Source organism: Dactylosporangium sp. NBC_01737, from assembly GCF_035963215.1.
GTDB lineage: Bacteria > Actinomycetota > Actinomycetes > Mycobacteriales > Micromonosporaceae > Dactylosporangium.
The window spans coordinates 11,657,445-11,674,679 of sequence record NZ_CP109153.1 but is presented as its reverse complement, the minus strand read 5'-3'; the positions used below and the strand labels follow the sequence as shown (position 1 = coordinate 11,674,679).

General features: G+C 70.0%; 12 protein-coding genes. 10 read left to right on the top strand and 2 right to left on the bottom strand.

Features of this window, described 5'->3' with window-relative positions; translation table 11 throughout:
* Positions 1 to 94 precede the first annotated feature (94 nt).
* From OHA72_RS53720 to OHA72_RS53690, 7 genes are all read left to right on the top strand, one after another.
* Complete coding sequence (locus OHA72_RS53720) at positions 95 to 1,672, top strand: methyl-accepting chemotaxis protein (protein ID WP_327003843.1); 1,578 nt, start codon at positions 95 to 97, stop codon at positions 1,670 to 1,672.
* 245 nt (positions 1,673 to 1,917) lie between these two features.
* Entirely contained in the window at positions 1,918 to 2,910 is a 993-nt protein-coding gene (locus OHA72_RS53715; protein ID WP_327003842.1) for a glycoside hydrolase family 5 protein, read from the top strand.
* A 115-nt stretch (positions 2,911 to 3,025) separates the two neighbouring features.
* Positions 3,026 to 4,309, top strand: coding sequence for an ABC transporter substrate-binding protein (locus tag OHA72_RS53710; protein WP_327003841.1), 1,284 nt, complete (start codon positions 3,026 to 3,028; stop codon positions 4,307 to 4,309).
* A 74-nt stretch (positions 4,310 to 4,383) separates the two neighbouring features.
* A complete protein-coding gene (locus OHA72_RS53705) occupies positions 4,384 to 5,343 on the top strand; it encodes a carbohydrate ABC transporter permease (protein ID WP_327003840.1) in 960 nt (319 codons plus the stop codon).
* Positions 5,340 to 6,155: a carbohydrate ABC transporter permease gene (locus tag OHA72_RS53700; RefSeq protein ID WP_327003839.1), complete on the top strand. Its 816-nt coding sequence runs from the start codon at positions 5,340 to 5,342 to the stop codon at positions 6,153 to 6,155. The genes OHA72_RS53705 and OHA72_RS53700 overlap by 4 nt, the downstream gene beginning before the upstream one ends.
* Positions 6,152 to 7,045: an ROK family protein gene (locus OHA72_RS53695; RefSeq protein WP_327003838.1), complete on the top strand. Its 894-nt coding sequence runs from the start codon at positions 6,152 to 6,154 to the stop codon at positions 7,043 to 7,045. Before OHA72_RS53700 ends, OHA72_RS53695 begins: the two co-directional genes overlap by 4 nt.
* A gap of 43 nt (positions 7,046 to 7,088) precedes the next feature.
* Positions 7,089 to 9,533, top strand: a complete 2,445-nt coding sequence (locus tag OHA72_RS53690) for a glycoside hydrolase family 2 protein (protein WP_442788428.1) — start codon at positions 7,089 to 7,091, stop codon at positions 9,531 to 9,533.
* A 1,362-nt stretch (positions 9,534 to 10,895) separates the two neighbouring features.
* Here OHA72_RS53690 and OHA72_RS53685 read toward each other — a convergent pair.
* Complete coding sequence (locus OHA72_RS53685) at positions 10,896 to 11,939, bottom strand: LacI family DNA-binding transcriptional regulator (RefSeq protein ID WP_327003836.1); 1,044 nt, start codon at positions 11,937 to 11,939, stop codon at positions 10,896 to 10,898.
* Between the two features lie 137 nt (positions 11,940 to 12,076).
* Between OHA72_RS53685 and OHA72_RS53680 the strand changes: the two genes are divergently transcribed.
* Together OHA72_RS53680 and OHA72_RS53675 are read left to right on the top strand one after the other, a co-directional pair.
* Entirely contained in the window at positions 12,077 to 14,065 is a 1,989-nt protein-coding gene (locus OHA72_RS53680) for a cellulase family glycosylhydrolase (RefSeq protein ID WP_327003835.1), read from the top strand.
* 88 nt (positions 14,066 to 14,153) lie between these two features.
* A complete protein-coding gene (locus tag OHA72_RS53675) occupies positions 14,154 to 15,554 on the top strand; it encodes a serine/threonine-protein kinase (protein WP_327003834.1) in 1,401 nt (466 codons plus the stop codon).
* A gap of 7 nt (positions 15,555 to 15,561) precedes the next feature.
* On the opposite strand, the gene OHA72_RS53670 is transcribed toward OHA72_RS53675, so the two are convergent.
* Entirely contained in the window at positions 15,562 to 16,560 is a 999-nt protein-coding gene (locus OHA72_RS53670; protein WP_327003833.1) for a cellulase family glycosylhydrolase, read from the bottom strand.
* Positions 16,561 to 16,752: 192 nt separating this feature from the next.
* Here OHA72_RS53670 and OHA72_RS53665 point away from each other — a divergent pair, with 192 nt between their 5' ends.
* Positions 16,753 to 17,220 carry a hypothetical protein gene (locus OHA72_RS53665; protein ID WP_327003832.1) on the top strand — a complete coding sequence of 156 codons (468 nt, stop codon included), beginning with the start codon at positions 16,753 to 16,755 and terminating at the stop codon, positions 17,218 to 17,220.
* Positions 17,221 to 17,235 lie beyond the last annotated feature (15 nt).

Here is a 17,235-nt window from a genome sequence, read left to right as displayed (position 1 = left end):
CGAAATTCTTTCCGGTTTTCCTCAGGCAGGGGCCGTCCGACCCGAATCGACCGTCACGGAGCGTTTTTCACAAATTCGGCTGGGAGTGTGTCCCGTGGGCTGGTTGTACCGCGTCAACACCAGGCTGCTGGCGGCCTTTGCTGTGCCGCTCGTCGTGCTCACCGTCGTCGGGACGCTGGCCTACCGCAACACGGGCACGCTGGAGCGCAACAGTGACCTGGTCAAACACACCTACGTGGTGATGGGCGCCGTCGAGGAGGTCACCGGCACGCTCAAGGACGCCGAGACCGGCCAGCGCGGCTACCTGATCACCGGCGAGGACCGGTACCTGGAGCCGTACCAGAACGCCAGCGCCGCCATCGATGCCAAGATCCAGGCGGTTGCCGCGCTGACCAGCGACAACGCGGCGCAGCAGCAGCGGATCGCGCAGCTGCGGCCGCTGGTCAAGGCCAAGTTCGCCGAGCTGCAGCAGACCATCGACCTGCGCCGCACGCAGGGGTTCGACGCCGCCCGTGCGGTCGTGCTCACCGATCAGGGCAAGACGGTCATGGACCAGATCCGGGCGAAGCTGACCGAACTGACGCAGGCCGAGTCGAGCCTGCTCGCCGTGCGGGCCGCGTCCACCGCCGACGCCGCGGACTCCTCGCGCACCGCGGTGCTCGCCGGCACCACGATCGCGCTGGTCCTGGTGCTGCTGCTGGCCTGGGTGATCAGCCGCAGCATCCTGCGCCCGCTGTCCGCGCTCACCACCCGGCTCAGCGAGATCGCCGACGGCGAGGGTGACCTGACCCGCCGGGTCGACGAGGCCCGCCGGGACGAGTTCGGGTTGCTGGGTGCCGCGTTCAACCGGTTCGTCAGCAAGCTGGCCGGCACGATCGGCCGGATCGGGGAGCAGGCCAACACCCTCGCCGCGGCCACGGAGGAGCTGTCGACCGCGACCCGGCAGATCTCCGAGTCCGCCGAGCAGACGTCAGGTCAGGCCGGCCGGGTCTCCGACGCCACCGAGACAATGAGCGGGGCGTTGAGCACTGTCGCGTCCGGGGCGGAGGAGATGGGCGCCTCGATCCGCGAGATCGCCGCGAACGCCTCCGAGGCGAGCCGGGTCGTCGCGGAGGCGGTCCAGGTCGCCACGTCCGCCACCGACACCGTCACCGAGCTCGGCGAGTCCTCCACCCAGATCAGCGACGTCATCAAGCTCATCACCGCGATCGCGGAGCAGACCAACCTGCTCGCGCTGAACGCCACCATCGAGGCCGCCCGGGCGGGTGAGGCGGGCAAGGGCTTCGCCGTGGTCGCCAGCGAGGTCAAGGATCTCGCCCAGGAGACGGCGCGGGCCACCGAGGACATCGGCAAGCAGGTGGAACGCATCCAGCGCAACGCAGACGCGACCAGCCGTGCGATCGGCCGGATGAGCGAGATCGTCGAGCAGGTCAACGACTACCAGACGACGATCGCCTCGGCGGTGGAGGAGCAGACGGCCACGACGGCGGAGATGGCCCGCAACGTCACCGACGCCTCCAGCAACACCCGGGAGATCGCCGGCACCCTTGCCGGGGTCGCGGCGGCCGCGTCCAGCACGACCGCCGCGATCGGCGACACCCAGCAGTCCGTCGCCGAGCTCGCCACCATGAGCGCGACCCTGCACAGCCTGGTCGGCCAGTTCAAGTACTGACGCACTGATTATGCGCTTCAGTACCGGGCGCGAGGTGTGCGGAAGGGCTGCGCGGCGGGGACCGCGCACCATCCGGTCCTCGTGAGGAAACTGTTGCGAAACGTGGGATTGACAGCTTCAGAGTGCGGGCCTAGGTTGATGGAACTTATCCGGTTCAGTCACTTCGCCGCGACGACACACCCCCGTCCTCCGGCGCCCGTGCGGCCGGAGTCGGCCGCGTCGCACCGCCTGAAGGGTCTCCCGCGATGTCCCACCACGGGTTCAACGTCCAGTGGATGTTCAACGCCCACGCCGGCGTGTCAGGGCCGGACGAACGGGTCCTGGACGCCGTCGCGGCGTGGGGATTCAACTTCATCCGCCTGCCGACCGACTACCGGTCGTGGAGCATCGACGGCGACCCGCACCGGGCGGACGAGTCGGTGCTCGCCCTTGTCGACAAGACCCTGGACGCCTGCCGGCAGCGGGGTCTGCATCTTTCACTGAACCTGCACCGCGCGCCGGGCTACATCATCACCGGCTGGGAGACCGAGCCGTACAACCTCTGGACGGACCGGCCCGCCCGCGACGCGTTCGTCGCGACCTGGGAACGGTTCGCGCGGCGGTATGCCGACGTCCCGCCGCAGGACCTGAGCTTCGACCTCGTCAACGAGCCGCCGGCGCTGGGCCTGCGCGGTTTCACCCGCGACGCCCACGAGGCCGTCGTCCGGCACGCGGTCGGCGCGGTGCGGGCCATCTCACCGGACCGGCCGCTGGTCATCGACGGCCTCGACGGCGGCAACCTCGCCATGCCGGAGCTCGCGGACCTGGGCCTCACCCAGAGCGTCCGCGGCTACCAGCCGATGAGCGTGTCGCACTACCAGGCCGCGTGGTGGCCGGAGCACCGCGGGCTCCCACTGCCCAGCTACCCGTGCGAATACGACGGCCGCTGGTGGGACGAGGCCGGCCTGCGGGCGTTCTACGCGCCGTGGCGCGAGCTGGAGGCCGCGGGCGTGCCCGTGCACGTCGGCGAGTTCGGCTGCTACGAGCACACCCCCGACGAGGTCGCCCGCGCCTGGTTCGCCGACCTGTTCGACGTGTTCGGCCAGTTCGGCTGGGGCTTCGCGCTGTGGGAGTTCGAAGGCCCCTTCGGCATCGTCGGGCACCGCCGGCCCGGCGCCGTCTTCGAGCACCGCGACGGCTTCGCCGTCGACCGTCACCTGCTCGACCTCATGCAGCGGGCGCTGCCCCGCACCCCGTAACCCCATGCAACGACCGACCTGAGGCACGTACAGCGCAACCGATAACACCCCCACGCCCCGGCAGCATCCCCCCGACGGTGCTGCAGCGTAGACATCGGAAGGTGGTACCGCGCATATGAAGAAGCACCTCATCGCTTTGCTCGCCCTGACATCCCTCGTCCTCACCGCGTGCGGCGACGGCGATGACGGCGGCAGCACCGACGGCAAGATCGCCGGTGACATCACGGTCCTGACCCAGCGCACCGACCTGGTCGACACCGTGCTGCCGGAGTACAAGAAGAAGTTCGAGGCCAAGTACCCCGGCACGAACGTCAAATTCGAGGCGATCACCGACTACGAGGGGGAGGTGCGCGTCCGGATGAACACGAAGAACTACGGCGACGTGCTGCCGATCCCGAACTCCGTCACCGCCGACCAGCTGCCGTCGTTCTTCGAGCCGCTGGGCACCGTGGACGAGCTGAAGGACAAGTACCGGTTCGTGCGCTCCGAGCAGACGGTCGGCGGCAAGGTCTACGGCCTCGCCATCACCGGCAACGCCCAGGGCTACGTGTTCAACAAGAAGGTGTGGACCGCCGCCGGCATCACCACCCCGCCGAAGACGCCGGAGGAGTTCCTGTCGGCGTTGAAGGCCATCAAGGACAAGACCGGCGTGATCCCGCTGTACACCAACTACAAGGACGGCTGGCCCCTTGGGCAGTGGGAGGGCGCGCGCGGCGCCGTCAGCGGCGACCCCGACGCGGTGATCAAGCTCGGCAAGGAAGACGCGCCGTGGAGCCCGGGCAAGGAGCAGTTCATCATCGACTCGCTGCTGTTCGACGCGGTCAAGGGCGGTTACACCGAGCCGGACCCGACCACGACGAACTGGGAGCAGTCCAAGGGCATGCTGGGCACCGGGAAGATCGCCACGATGATGCTCGGCTCGTGGTCCGTCGTGCAGATGCAGGCGGCGGCCGCGAGCAAGGACGACATCGGCTACTGGCCGTTCCCGAACCAGGTCAACGGCAAGTTCTACACCGTCGTCGGCGGCGACTACAAGAACGGCATCAACGTCAACTCCAAGAACAAGGCGACCGCGCGGGCCTGGGTCGACTGGTTCGCGAACGAGTCGAACTACGCCACCGACCAGGGCGGGGTCTCGGTGGTGACCAGTGCACAGCTACCCGCGTCCCTCGCCGACCTGCAGACGGCCAAGACGGAGTTCATCGAGCTGAACCCGGCGCCGAAGGGTGAAGAGGGGCTCGCCGACAAGATCGGCAACACGGCCGAGATCGCGCTGTTCGACGGCAAGTACCGCCAGCGCATCGTCGACGCGGCCCGCGGTGCGAAGAAGGAGACGAAGGAACAGATCTTCGCCGACCTGAACAAGAAGTGGGCCGACACCCGGGCCAAGCTCAAGTAGGACCCCGCCGCACCGGCGTGCGGACGAACCACCCATCGTCCGCACGCCGCCGTCCCAGCCCGGAAGTGAGCCCGATGGCTACTGGCACCAACCTCGCGTCCGACTCCAGACGCCGGCGCTCCTCGCCGCGCAAGGCCGCCCCCGGCCGGTCGGCGCGGCCCTCCCGCGGCCTTGCCCGCACGCTGACGCCGTACCTGTTCCTCGTCGCACCGCTGACGTTCCTGATCGTGTTCACCTACATCCCCGTGGTGAACATGTTCGGCTACAGCGTCACGTCCTGGGACGGGCTCAGCCCGAGCCGGGAGTTCGTCGGGTTCGACAACTACGTCGAGATCGCCACCCGGCCGGAGCTGTTCGGGGTCCTGAAGGTCAGCCTGTACTACATCGGCGCCTCCGTCGTGCAGATCGTGCTCGCGCTCTACTTCGCGACGATCCTGAGCTTCAACACCCGCTTCCGCAACCTGTTCAAGGGTGTGCTGTTCTTCCCGTACCTCATCAACGGCGTCGCCATCGGCATGATCTTCCTGTTCTTCTTCCAGCCCGGCGGCACCCTGGACTCGGCGATGTCCGCGGTCGGCCTCGGCGGCGCGACCCAGCAGTGGCTCGGCGACCCCGAAGTGGTCAACTACTCCCTCGCCGGGACCTCGATCTGGCGCTACCTGGGCCTCAACTTCGTGCTGTTCCTGGGTGCGATCCAGTCGATCCCCGCGCACCTCTACGAGGCGGCCGAGATCGACGGCGCCAACCGGTGGGACCAGTTCCTGCACATCATCCTGCCGGGCATCCGGCCGATCGTAGGGCTGTCGTTCATCCTCGCGATCTCCGGCTCGCTGTCGGTCTTCGAGATCCCGTTCATCATGACCGGCGGCGCCAACGGCAGCGAGACGTTCGTCATCCAGACCGTGAGCATGGCCTTCAAGTACTACAAGCTCGGCCTCGCCTCGGCGATGGCGGTCGTCCTGCTGCTGATCATCCTGCTGGTGACGTGGCTGCAGCGCCGCATCGCGCCCGACGAGAAGGTGGACCTGTCGTGATCGCGCGTGTGCTGAAGTACTGCTCGTTGATCGGTGCGTCGCTGGTGGTGCTGCTGCCACCGGTCGTGCTGGTCATGGCGTCGCTGAAGACCAACAACGAATACCTCAACAGCGGCCCGTTCGACCCGCCCGGCGACTGGCTCAACTTCGACAACTACGTCACGGCGTTCACCAAGGGGCACATGCTCCGCGGCTTCGTCAACACGTCGATCATCATGGCCGCCTCGCTCGTCGGCACCGTGTTCATCGGGTCGATGGCCGCCTACGCCATCGACCGCTTCAGGTTCCGCCTGCGAGGGGTGGTCGTGGCGCTGTTCCTGCTCGCCACCCTCGTGCCGGGCGTCACCACGCAGGTCGCCACGTTCAAGGTCGTCGACGCCCTCGACCTGTATGACAGCCGATGGTCCGCGATCGTGCTCTTCCTCGGCACCGACATCATCTCCATCTACATCTTCCAGCAGTTTCTGCGCGGCGTGCCCCGCGAGCTCGACGAGGCCGCCGCGATGGAGGGCGCCAGCCCGTTCGGCATCTACTGGAAGATCATCCTGCCGCTGCTGAAGCCCGCGATCGCGACCGTCGTCATCATCAAGGGCATCGCCATGTACAACGAGTTCTACATCCCGTTCCTGTACATGCCGTCGCAGGAGCTGGGCGTCATCTCCACGTCGCTGTACCGCTTCAAGGGCCCGTTCGGGGCGCAGTGGGAGGTCATCTCCGCCGGCGTCATCCTCGTCATCATCCCCACCCTGATCGCGTTCCTGGCCCTGCAACGGTTCATCTACAACGGCTTCACGGCTGGAGCGGGCAAGTGAGTCTTGTGTTCGGTGGTGTCGAGGCCGGCGGGACGAAGGTCGTGTGCGCGGTCGGGGTCGGCCCGGACGCCGTCCTGGACCGCACCACGATCCCGACGACCGACCCGCGGGAGACCCTCGACCGGATCATCGGCTACTTCCTCGGCCAGCGCGCCGCCGGCCGTGACATCGCCGCGCTCGGCGTCGCGTCGTTCGGCCCGCTCGACCTCGCCGAGGGCCGCATCACCACCACACCGAAGCCCGGCTGGGGCGGCACCGACCTCGTCGGGGCGCTGCGTCGCGGCCTCGGGGTGCCCATCGCGCTGGACACCGACGTCAACGGCGCCGCCTACGGCGAACATCGCTGGGGTGCCGGCCGCGGCCAGGGCACCGTCGTCTACGTCACCGTCGGCACCGGCATCGGCGGCGGCGCCATCGTCAACGGGCAGCCGCTGCACGGCCTGCTGCACCCCGAGATGGGCCACCTGCACGTCCAACGGCATCCGGACGACGACTTCGCCGGCAGCTGCCCGTTTCACGGCGACTGCGTCGAAGGGCTCGCCAGCGGCCCGGCCATCGAACGCCGCGCGGGCCGTCCCGCCCGGGACCTCGGCCCTGAGCTCCGGCGTACCGTGGCGATCGAGGCGCACTACCTCGCCCAGCTGATGACGTCGATCATCTACCTGTTGATGCCGCACCGCATCGTCGTCGGCGGCGGCGTGCTCAACATCCCCGGCCTCCTCGACGCCGTCCGCGACGCCACCGCGGCCCGGCTGGGCAAGGCCCTGGACGCGGTGCCCGCCACGGCCCGGATGGACGAATACATCGTGCCGCCGGACCTGGGTACCTTCTCCGGCGTCCTGGGCGCGCTCGGCCTCGCCGAGCACGAGTATCAGCGGTCGATCCGCTGATCGGCCCGTTCCACCCTGTCCAACCACCATCACGGGAGTGCCCATGCCTGTCCTGCGTCCGCTGCACTCTGGCTGGACAGTGCGTCCGGCCGGTCCGACTCCGCTCGGCGATGTCGTCGTCGCGGCGGTTGTGCCGGGTTGTGTGCATACGGATCTGCTGGCGGCTGGGTTGATCCCGGATCCGTATCTGGATGCGAATGAGCTGTCGGTGGCGTGGATCGGTCGGGCGGCGTGGGTGTATTCGACGGTGTTCGACGCTGCCGATGTGGGTGGTGATCGGGTGGATCTGGTCGCTGATGGTCTGGACACGGTGGCGACGGTGACGCTCAACGGGGTGGAGCTGGGCCGGACGGCGAACATGCATCGTGGGTACCGGTTCGACGTGCGTGAGGTGCTCCGTCCCACCGGGAACCGTCTTGAGGTGCGGTTCGATTCGGCGTACGGGTATGCGTTGGCGGTGCGGGACGCGGTGGGTGAGCGGCCGAACGCGTATGACGAGCCGTTCCAGTACATCCGGAAGATGGCGTCGAACTTCGGCTGGGACTGGGGCCCGACCCTCGTCACCGCCGGGATCTGGCAGCGGATCGGCCTGCAGGAGTGGTCGCGGGCGCGGCTGGCGGAGGTCCGGCCGCTGGTCACCGTTGACGGCGGTGACGGCGTGGCCGACGTGCACGTCACGGTCGAACGCGCCGCCGAGGACCCGGTGACGCTGACTGCCACGGTCGGCGGGGTCACGGTGTCGGTGCCCGTCGCCGCCGGCGCGTCCTCGGCCGTGGTCACTGTCAGGGTGCCGTCGGTGCGGTTGTGGTGGCCGCGGGGGTTCGGTGCTCCCGACCGGTATGACCTGACCGTGTCCCTGGCCTCCTCGGACGGTGGCCTGCTGGACACGTGGCAGCGGCGGATCGGGTTCCGGACCGTGGTGCTGGACACCACCGCAGACGCTGACGGCACCGCGTTCACCCTCATCGTCAACGGCGTGCCGATCTTCGTGCGGGGCGTCAACTGGATCCCCGATGACGCGTTCGTCACCCGCGTCGACCGCGCCCGCTACGCCACCCGCATCGGGCAGGCCCTCGACGCAGGCGTCAACTACCTGCGGGTCTGGGGCGGCGGCCGATACGAAAGCGACGACTTCTACGACCTCGCCGACGAACACGGCCTCCTCATCGGCCAGGACTTCCTGTTCGCCTGCGCCGCCTACCCCGAAGAAGAACCCCTCGGCTCCGAGGTCGCCGCCGAAGCCCACGAGCAGGTGCTGCGACTGATGCCGCACCCCAGCCTGGTCATGTGGGTCGGCAACAACGAAAACCTCTGGGGACATGAGGACTGGAACTGGCAGGAACCCCTCGCCGGCCGCACCTGGGGCGCCGGCTACTACCTGAACCTCCTACCCGGCATCGTCGCCGCCGTCGACCCGACCCGCCCGTACTGGCCCGGCAGCCCCTACTCCGGAACCCCCTCACTGCACCCCAACGACCCGGCACACGGCACCACCCACATCTGGGACGTCTGGAACACCCACGACTACCGGCACTACGCCACCTACCGGCCCCGGTTCCTCGCCGAATTCGGATTCCAGGCCCCACCGGCATACGCGACGCTACGCCGGGCCGTCTCGGACGAGCCGCTGACGCCGACGTCACCCGGAGTCCTGCACCACCAGAAAGCCGCCGACGGCAACGGCAAACTCGCCCGCGGCCTCACCGGCCACCTCCCCGCGCCGGCCGGGTTCGACGACTGGCACTGGACCACCCAACTCAACCAAGCCCGCGCCATCACCTTCGGCATCACCCACTTCCGCTCCCTACGCCCCCACTGCATGGGCACCATCCTGTGGCAACTCAACGACAACTGGCCCGTCACCTCCTGGTCCACCATCGACGGCGACGGCCGCCGCAAACCCCTCTGGTACGCCCTCCGCCACGCCTACACCGCACACCTCCTCACCATCCAACCCCGCAACGGTGTCCCCACACTCATCGCCATCAACGACACCACCACACCCTGGCACACAGAAATCGACGTCCGCCGCATCACCTTCAACGGCGACCCCCGCGCAAAAACCACCATCACCATCGACGTGCCGGCCGGCGGGACACTGACCCTGCCGCTGCCGCCCGAGGTCACCACACCCGACGACCCCAGCCGCGAGCTGATCGTCGTCGACGGCGGCCCAGACCGCACGGCCTGGTACTTCGCCGAAGACATCGACCTGCACTACCCGACGGCGGCGACGGACGTCGTGGTCCACCCCACCGCGGACGGCGCGCTGGTCGAGGTGACCGCCCGCACCTTCGTCCGCGATCTGACCCTGTTCGCCGACCGTCTCCATCCCTCCGCCGACGTCGACCGCCAACTCGTCACCCTGCTCCCCGGCGAGACCGTCACCCTGCACGTCACCGGCACCACCGCCCTGCCGGCCCCGGACGACGCCGCCTGGCGCACCACTCCCGCCCTCCGCACCGCCAACGACCTCACGGCCGGCTGACCAGACCTCACGCCGAACTTACTCACGGACGGGTGCGCCGCCCGGGCCCGCACGGGAGGCGCCCGCCCAGGACGGACCAGGCGTGACCTGCTGGCCGCGAGCCGCGACACCCCGACGATCGGGCACCATCGGCACAACGGCGTTGCCCGGCGGGTGAGGCGCCGAGGCGACCGTGCCACAGGCGCGCCGCAGCGGACCGACGCGACGTTGATGACCGAGCGCGCTGAGCCCGCAGGCGCGGTTGCCCGGGCAGAAGGCGCGGGTGACAGCGCGACGGGCGCTGGGGTTGCGGATGTCGGTGCCGGGCCGACGGCGGCTGGCGGCCGGTCGGCAGGTGCGCGTCCTGGGCCGGCCGTGGGTGGTTGGGCGGCCCTGGTCGTGAGGGCAGCGATCGAGGCCGGGAGACCGGGCGCCCGTGTGACGGCCTTGGCCTTCGCCGATCGGCACGACCTCGAACTCGTCGCCGTCGAGGGCGTCGCTGAGGCCGACGCGACCGTTCCCTCCGGGGACGGCGTGGCTGCCATCATCGTGGGGGCCGGCGTGGCCGGTCCTGCTGCTCGGTCAAAGGCGTGCGCGACGGCGTGACGGGTTCCGGGGGAGCGGATGTGGGTGCCGTGCCGACTGCGGCCGGTGAGCGGTCAGCAGGCGTGCGTCCTGGGCCGGCCGTGGGCGGTTGGGCGGGCCTGGCTGTGAAGGCAGCGACCGAGGCCGAACGAACAGGTGCCCGCGTGACGGCCGCAGCCTTCGCCGCTGAGGACGGCGTGACCCTTCCCGCGGGGGACGGCGTGGCTGCCATCGTGGGAGACGCCCCGACCCGTCCTGCGGGGGATGATGTGGCCGCCGTCGTGGGGGACGGCGTGACCGCTTCCGCTGGGGACGCCGCGACTGTTCTTGCCGGGGGACGCCGTGGCTGTCATCGGGGGGAGGCACCGTGACCTCCGGCGCCCGAGATGCCGCGGACGACGCCGTTGCTGTGGTCGTCACGGCTATCGGTGGCAGAGGCTGCGGCGCGTTGGGCGACGGCGAGGCCTCCAACTGCGCCAGCAACCGAGCGGCGCGCAGCCGGGCCAGCTTCGTCGCATGACGGGCCACCAGCCCATGCGCCCGGGCCTCCGCGAACTCCGCACTGACCCGCAACCGCTCCGACCGGCGCCGCGAGCACGAGGCCTGCGCCGCGGCGAAGCGTGCGTCCCAATCGATCGACCCGGGAGCCGCAGAAGACCCGGAAGACGGTGCGTCCAATGAGAAGTACGGTCGTGGCACGTGCAGCCTCCCCCCGGCAGGCGCTACCCCCTCATTCTCGAACCCGCACACCACCATGTCCAACGCCATGACTCCCCGTGAACAACCTCGTACCGTCGATTACAGGCGCAGGGGGCGGGTTGACTGGCGGACGTGCAGCGTGCCCGGGGGAACCGTGGTGTGGGTGATCTCGCCGGTGGTCAGGGTGGTGAGCAGTGCGCGGGCCGTCAGCTCCGCCTGGTGTGCCGGGGTCTGCTCCACGGCCGTGATCGCCGGCACGGTGATCTGACACAGGTCCGAGTCGTCCCAGGCGATGACCGACACGTCGCCCGGGACCGATCTGCCCATGTCGTGCACGACCTTCAGGGCGGCGGCCGCCATGACGTCGTTGTCGAAGACCACGGCCGTCGGTGGTGAGCTGTCGCTCATCAGCTCCAGCATGGCGCCCATGCCTTCGACCGCGCTGTAGTTGGTGTGCAGCACCCGGTAGCGGTCGCGGTCGAGACCGGCGCGGGTCAGGGCGTCGAGGTACGCCACGTCGCGCTGGCGGGTGTGCAGCAGCTCGGCGGTACCGGCGACGCGGGCGAACGAGCGGTGCCCGAGTGCGCGCAGGTAGTCCGCGATCCGGCCGGCCGTCCCGGCGGTGTCGACGTCGACGCTGCTGATCGTGTCCAGGCCCCGGTGCCCGCCGATGACGGCGGCGGGCAGGCCGAGGTCGACGAGCGCGGCGATGCGCGGGTCGTCCTCGCGGACCTCGGTCACGATCACGCCGTCGACGTGGCGGCCGGCCCACCACTTGCGGTACACGTCCATGCTGTCGTCGACAGCGTCGACCAGGTGCAGCAGGAGGCTCATGCCGCTGCGGTTGAGCTCGGCCTCGACCCCGCTGAGCATCTGCGTGAGGTACGAGTCGACGATCAGCACCCGCGGCGGCCGCACGAGCACGAGCCCGATCGCGTTGGCGCGGGACAGGCCGAGGGAGCGCGCGGCGATGTTCGGCGCCCAGCCGAGCTCGCCGGCCGCGGCGAGGACCTTCGCGCGGGTCTGCGACGACACGCCTCGACGGCCGTTGAGCGCATACGACACCGCGGCCTCCGACACCCCGGCGTGGGTGGCGACCTGGCGGATCGTGACCCGGGAGGAGCGCCCAGCACTGTCGACCATTACTGAAGCGTATAAGACAATTGCCCCGCGCAGCGATGGACATCGTTGACATCTACAGACAGGCACTCGTACGCTGCGACCTGATTCGGTTAAGTCCCCCTCGCAGCCGCGTGCTGCCCCCGCCAGGAAGGCGACCGATGATCAGACGCCCCCTTGCCCGCCTTCTCGCCCTGTTCGCCGGTCTGGCCCTGGTGGCGAGCACCGGTGAGGCAGCCGCGAGCACCCAGCATCAAGCGAGGCACGACGGCTTCGTCGTGCGCCACGGCGACGACCTGACCCTCAACGGGAAGGACTTCCGCTTCGCCGGGTCCAACAACTACTACCTGATGTACCGCTCCCCGGCGATGGTCGACGACGTCTTCGCCGACGCCGCGGGGGCCGGCTTCACCGTCCTGCGGACGTGGGGATTCCTGGACATCGGCGCCCAGGACGACACCGGATCCGTGCACCACAAGGAGAACGGCGTCTACTTCCAGTACTGGGACGGCACGGGACCGGCCTACAACGACGGCGCCGACGGCCTGCAGCACCTCGACCAGGTCATCAAGTCCGCCCGGGACAAGGGCATCAGGCTGGTCATCCCGCTCACGAACAACTGGAGCGCGTTCGGCGGCATGGACCAGTACGTGCGCTGGCGCGGCGGCACCCACCACGACCAGTTCTACACCGACCCGGTGATCCGCGGCTGGTACAAGGACTGGATCAGCCACGTGCTGAACCGCACGAACAGCCTCACCGGCGTCAAGTACAAGGACGACCCCACCGTCATGGCGTGGGAGCTGGCCAACGAGCCCCGCTGTGGCGGATCCGGTGTCTACCCGCGCTCGGCGACCTGCACCGACGCCACGATCACCGCATGGGCCGCCGACATCAGCGCGCACATCGACGGCGTCGACGGGCGGCACCTCATCAGCTCCGGCGACGAGGGATTCCTGTGTACCGACCGCGCCGGCACCGACTTCACACTGAACTGTGCCGACGGCGTCGACTCGTCGGCCCTGGCCGCCCTGCCGGCGATCGACTTCATGTCCTTCCACCTGTACCCGGACCACTGGAAGAAGGACCCGGCCTGGGGGACGGGCTGGATCACCACCCATGTCCGCCTCGCGGACCGGCTGCGCAAGCCCGTGATGCTCGGCGAGTTCGGGCTGCTGGACAAGGCCACGCGCAACGTCGTGTACAAGGAGTGGACCGACGCCGCCGTGCGCTCCGGCATCGACGGGTTCCTGTACTGGATCCTGTCCGGCGTCCAGGACGACGGCACCGACTACCCGGACTACGACGGCTTCACCGTCTACTGCCCGAGCCCGGTGTGCACCACGATCGCCAACGCCGGTGACGAGCTGCGCCACGGTCAGCGCTCCCGCCCACCGGTCGCCGACCACGACACCGCGCAGACCTTGCGCGAGGAGCCGGTGACGGTGTCGCCCGCGACGAACGACATCGCGTACCGCACCAAGGTGAAGCCGTCCACCATCGACCTCGACCCGGCCGTCGCCGGCCAGCAGACGACGGTGACACTGCCGGGCGGCAGGTTCGGTCTGAGCGCCGGCGTCGTCACGTTCACGCCCGCGGCCGGGTTCGTGGGTCGGGTCGTGGCGCCGTACACCATCCGTGACCAGGCCGGTCGCACCTCGAACGTGGCAGAGGTGCGCGTCACCGTGAAGAACCGCCCCGGCGACGCGCTGGTCCTGGCGTCGTTCGAGTCCGGCACCGAGGGCTGGGCGCCGGCGAGCTGGCAGGCAGGCGCAGGCACCGTGACGCAGACGACCGAGTTCCATCCGGAGGGCGCCGCGGGGCTGCGGGCCACCACCGCCGACGGCGGCTGGTTCGGCGTGGCCGGCCTGCCGGAACGCGCCGACCTGTCCGGCAAGTCCGTGCTGCGGTACGAGCTGCGCACCGGCGCGACCGGCACCTCGTACAGCGTCGCGCTGCAGACCGGCGACGCCTACACGTGGTGCCAGTCGACCTGGGGCTACGCCAGCGCGGGCGGCACCATCACCGTCGAGGCGGACCTGAGCACCGCGATGTCCTGCGACGCGGCGGCCCTTGCCGACGTGCGGGCCGTCTACATCTGGTTCGACGGCAACGGCGTATACGACATCGACCACCTGCGCGCGCAGTAGCCACGCCGGGCGGGCCGTCATCTCGACGGCCCGCACCGGTGTGAGGTGCCACCGGCCGGGGCAACAAGGGATGGTGGATCGTTACCGGTTGATCGAGCCGCTCGGCACGGGCGGCATGTCCGTCGTCTGGCGTGCCTACGACGAGGTGCTCGGGCGGGCCGTCGCGCTCAAACGCATCAGCGACGTCCAGCACCGCGAGCGGATCCTCGCCGAGGCGCGCGCGGCGGCGCTGCTCAGCCACCCGCACATCGCGCAGGTGCACGACTTCGGGCACACCGATGACGGCGCGCCGTTCGTCGTCATGGAGCTGGTCTCCGGCAGGTCGCTGCAGGACGCCGGCGTCCTGCCGGTCGGCGAGGTGGTCCGCCTCGGCGCGCAGCTCGCCGACGCGCTCGCCGCGGTCCATGCCCGTGGCCTGGTGCACCGCGACGTCAAGCCCGCCAACGTGATGCTCACGCCGGGCGGCGCGAAGCTCGTCGACTTCGGCATCACGGCCGTCGCCGGGGATCACGCCGACGCGGCCGACCAGATCCTGGGCACCCCCGAGTACCTGGCCCCGGAACGGCTGCGCGGCGACCCGACGACGCCCGCCACCGACGTCTACGCCCTCGGCCTGGTGCTGTACCGGTGCCTCACCGGGCAGCTGCCGTGGGCGACCGGCACCACGACCGAGGTCCTGCAGGCGCACCAGCGCACGCGGCCCGCACCGCTGCCCGATGCGCTGCACCTGCCCGAGCCGGTCGGCGCGACGATCATGCGCTGCCTGGCCAAGGCCCCGAACAACCGGCCGTCCGCCGCCGACGTCCGCGACCTGCTCACCGCCGGCCGCGATGAGCGACCTGTGCCGCGGCGCCGGTTGCGCGTCGACCGGACCCGGCTCGCGGCGGCCGGCGCGGCGGTCCTGGCGCTCGGCGCGCTCGCCACGTGCGCGGCGCAGGACCCGTCCACCGGTGACCGCTCGCAGCGGCTGGCTGCCGGCACCCACCCGGGTGCCGCCGAGGGATGCACGGTGCAGTACACGGTCCGGTCCGCGGCGGCCGGCACGTACACCGCCGATCTGGTCCTGACCAGCGCGACCGACTCGCCCGGCGCCGGATGGACGCTCAGGTTCGCGGTGCCGCAGGGGCATTCGCTGACCGGCTCGGACGGCGTCGACCTGCGCCAGAACGGCACGGCGGTCGAGGTGGTGGGTGCGACCGCGCTGCCGTCCGGGACGGCACTGCAGCTGCCGATTTCCGGGGTGTACCAGGGCGAGGCCGGGCTGCCGGCGGACTTCGCGCTGAACGGCACCCCCTGCCGGCAGGTGCTCATCACCACCGCACCCACCGGCGCCGACGCGACGCGGCCGACGGCGGACACCGACCCGCACGTGGCGGGCACGACGCCGCCGACGGCGGGCACCGACCCGCACGTGGCGGGATCGGCCGCGGGCCCACCTGCCGGCGGGCCCGCGGCCAAGCTCAAGAAGCCGGCGAAGCCGAAGCGGTGACGGCCGTTCAGTTGTAGACGGTCGCCTGCTTCGAGGTCTGCTTCCAGCCGTTGGTGCCCGAGATGATGCGGTCGCCCCACCAGGCGCGGCTGTTGACGTTGAAGCCGTACACCATGTCGAGGTACTCCACGCCGCTGCCGTTGCCGGACCACGACCAGGCGAGCCAGCCGATGCCGCGGTAGTTGGCATGGTTGATGATGGCGTCCTCGTCCACCGGGCCGTCGGAGTGCCAGTGGCCGAACTCCCCGACGATGAGCGGCAGGCCCGCGTTGTAGTAGGAGTCGATGTAGGTGTACACCTCCTGCGCCGTGTCGTACACGCCGTACATGTGCACGGAGAACACGGTGTTGTGCAGCGGATCGGCCGCCAGCACGCTCGCCGCGTTGTTGCGCATGATCCACTGGTGGTCCTGGCCCCAGTTGGGTGCGTCCACGACGAGCGTGTGCTGCAGGCCGCCGTTGCGCAGCTTCTGCACCGCGCTCTTCGTGGCGTTCGCCCACTGCGAGGCGCTGTTGTTGCCCAGCGGCTCGTTGCCGATGTTGATGATCGCGTACGCCTCCTGGCCCTGCAGCGCGCTCTTCACCGCCAGCCAGTAGTTGGCCGCGGCGTCGAGGGTCGTGGCGCCGCCCTGGTCGCCGTAGCCGGTGGTGTCGTGGTTCTCCAGGACGCAGACCAGCTTGGAGGAACGGCACCGGGAGACGACGGCGGACACGTCGCTCGCGCTGCTGTAGCCGTAGCGCCCGCCGGTGAGCACGACCCTGATCGTGTTGGCGCCGGAGTTCTTCATGTCCGCCCAGACCTGGGTCTGGCCGGTGTACCAGGCGTGGCCGTGGTTCGCGCCGCGCATGATGAACTGGTTGCCTCTGGCGTCGAGCAGCTTGGTGCCGGACACCCGGAATCCGGTCGCGGCGGCGGCCGGCGCGGCGGGCCCGGCGATGACGAGCCCGGCGGCGGCGAGCAGCCCGGCGGCGACGGCGGCGAGGGCGAGGCGGGGTGAGTGGTTCATGGAAGCTCCGATCTGCACTGAACCGATGAAGCTGACGGTCGACAGCGCTGCGCCCGCCCGTGGCCACGGGCGGGTAACGTCGATGCGAGAAGTGCAGCGCTGGCGGGCGGTGCCGAGTCATTCGCGAGTGACGATGCGCATCAGTAGAGCACTTAACGGGTTAAGTCGCAAGGTGTCACTACAGTGAGCACAATGGACGGTCAGCTCGTCACCGCGATCATCTCGCTGGGCGGCGTCGCGCTCGGTGGCGGCCTGTCCTACCTGGTGCAGCACACCGCGCAACGCATGAGCGAGCGCGCCGAGCAGCACAGGCAGGACGCGCTGCGCACCGAGGCCCGTCGCGCCGAACGCCTGACCCATCTCGAGCGGTTCATCGCCGCGGCGGCCGACGCGGAGCGGGTCGCCTTCGCCCGCCCCGACGACTGGGTCGTCGGCGACGCCTGGTCCAACGCGGCAGACGAGGCAATGCACCGGTTCTGGGTCGCCGAGCGCATGCTGCAGGTGCTCTTCCCCGCCGACGTGCACGCCTCCGGCCGGGCCTATCACCATCGGCTCAACCGTGCGGTCTGGGACGGCGTACCGTCGATGGAGGCTCTCTACCCAGAGCTCGACGGCCTGCGTGACGCGTTCCTCGGCGCGGCCCGCGCGGCGCTGGACTGACCGGTGCGGCGGCTG

Bases quoted from the DNA above. Each gene is read 5' to 3' on its own strand.
- OHA72_RS53685 (WP_327003836.1), bottom strand. From the start codon at position 11,939: ATGGTCGACAGTGCTGGGCGCTCCTCCCGGGTCACGATCCGCCAGGTC.
- OHA72_RS53710 (WP_327003841.1), top strand. From the start codon at position 3,026: ATGAAGAAGCACCTCATCGCTTTGCTCGCCCTGACATCCCTCGTCCTC.
- OHA72_RS53705 (WP_327003840.1), top strand. From the start codon at position 4,384: ATGGCTACTGGCACCAACCTCGCGTCCGACTCCAGACGCCGGCGCTCC.
- OHA72_RS53680 (WP_327003835.1), top strand. From the start codon at position 12,077: ATGATCAGACGCCCCCTTGCCCGCCTTCTCGCCCTGTTCGCCGGTCTG.
- OHA72_RS53670 (WP_327003833.1), bottom strand. From the start codon at position 16,560: ATGAACCACTCACCCCGCCTCGCCCTCGCCGCCGTCGCCGCCGGGCTG.
- OHA72_RS53715 (WP_327003842.1), top strand. From the start codon at position 1,918: ATGTCCCACCACGGGTTCAACGTCCAGTGGATGTTCAACGCCCACGCC.
- OHA72_RS53690 (WP_442788428.1), top strand. From the start codon at position 7,089: ATGCCTGTCCTGCGTCCGCTGCACTCTGGCTGGACAGTGCGTCCGGCC.
- OHA72_RS53665 (WP_327003832.1), top strand. From the start codon at position 16,753: ATGGACGGTCAGCTCGTCACCGCGATCATCTCGCTGGGCGGCGTCGCG.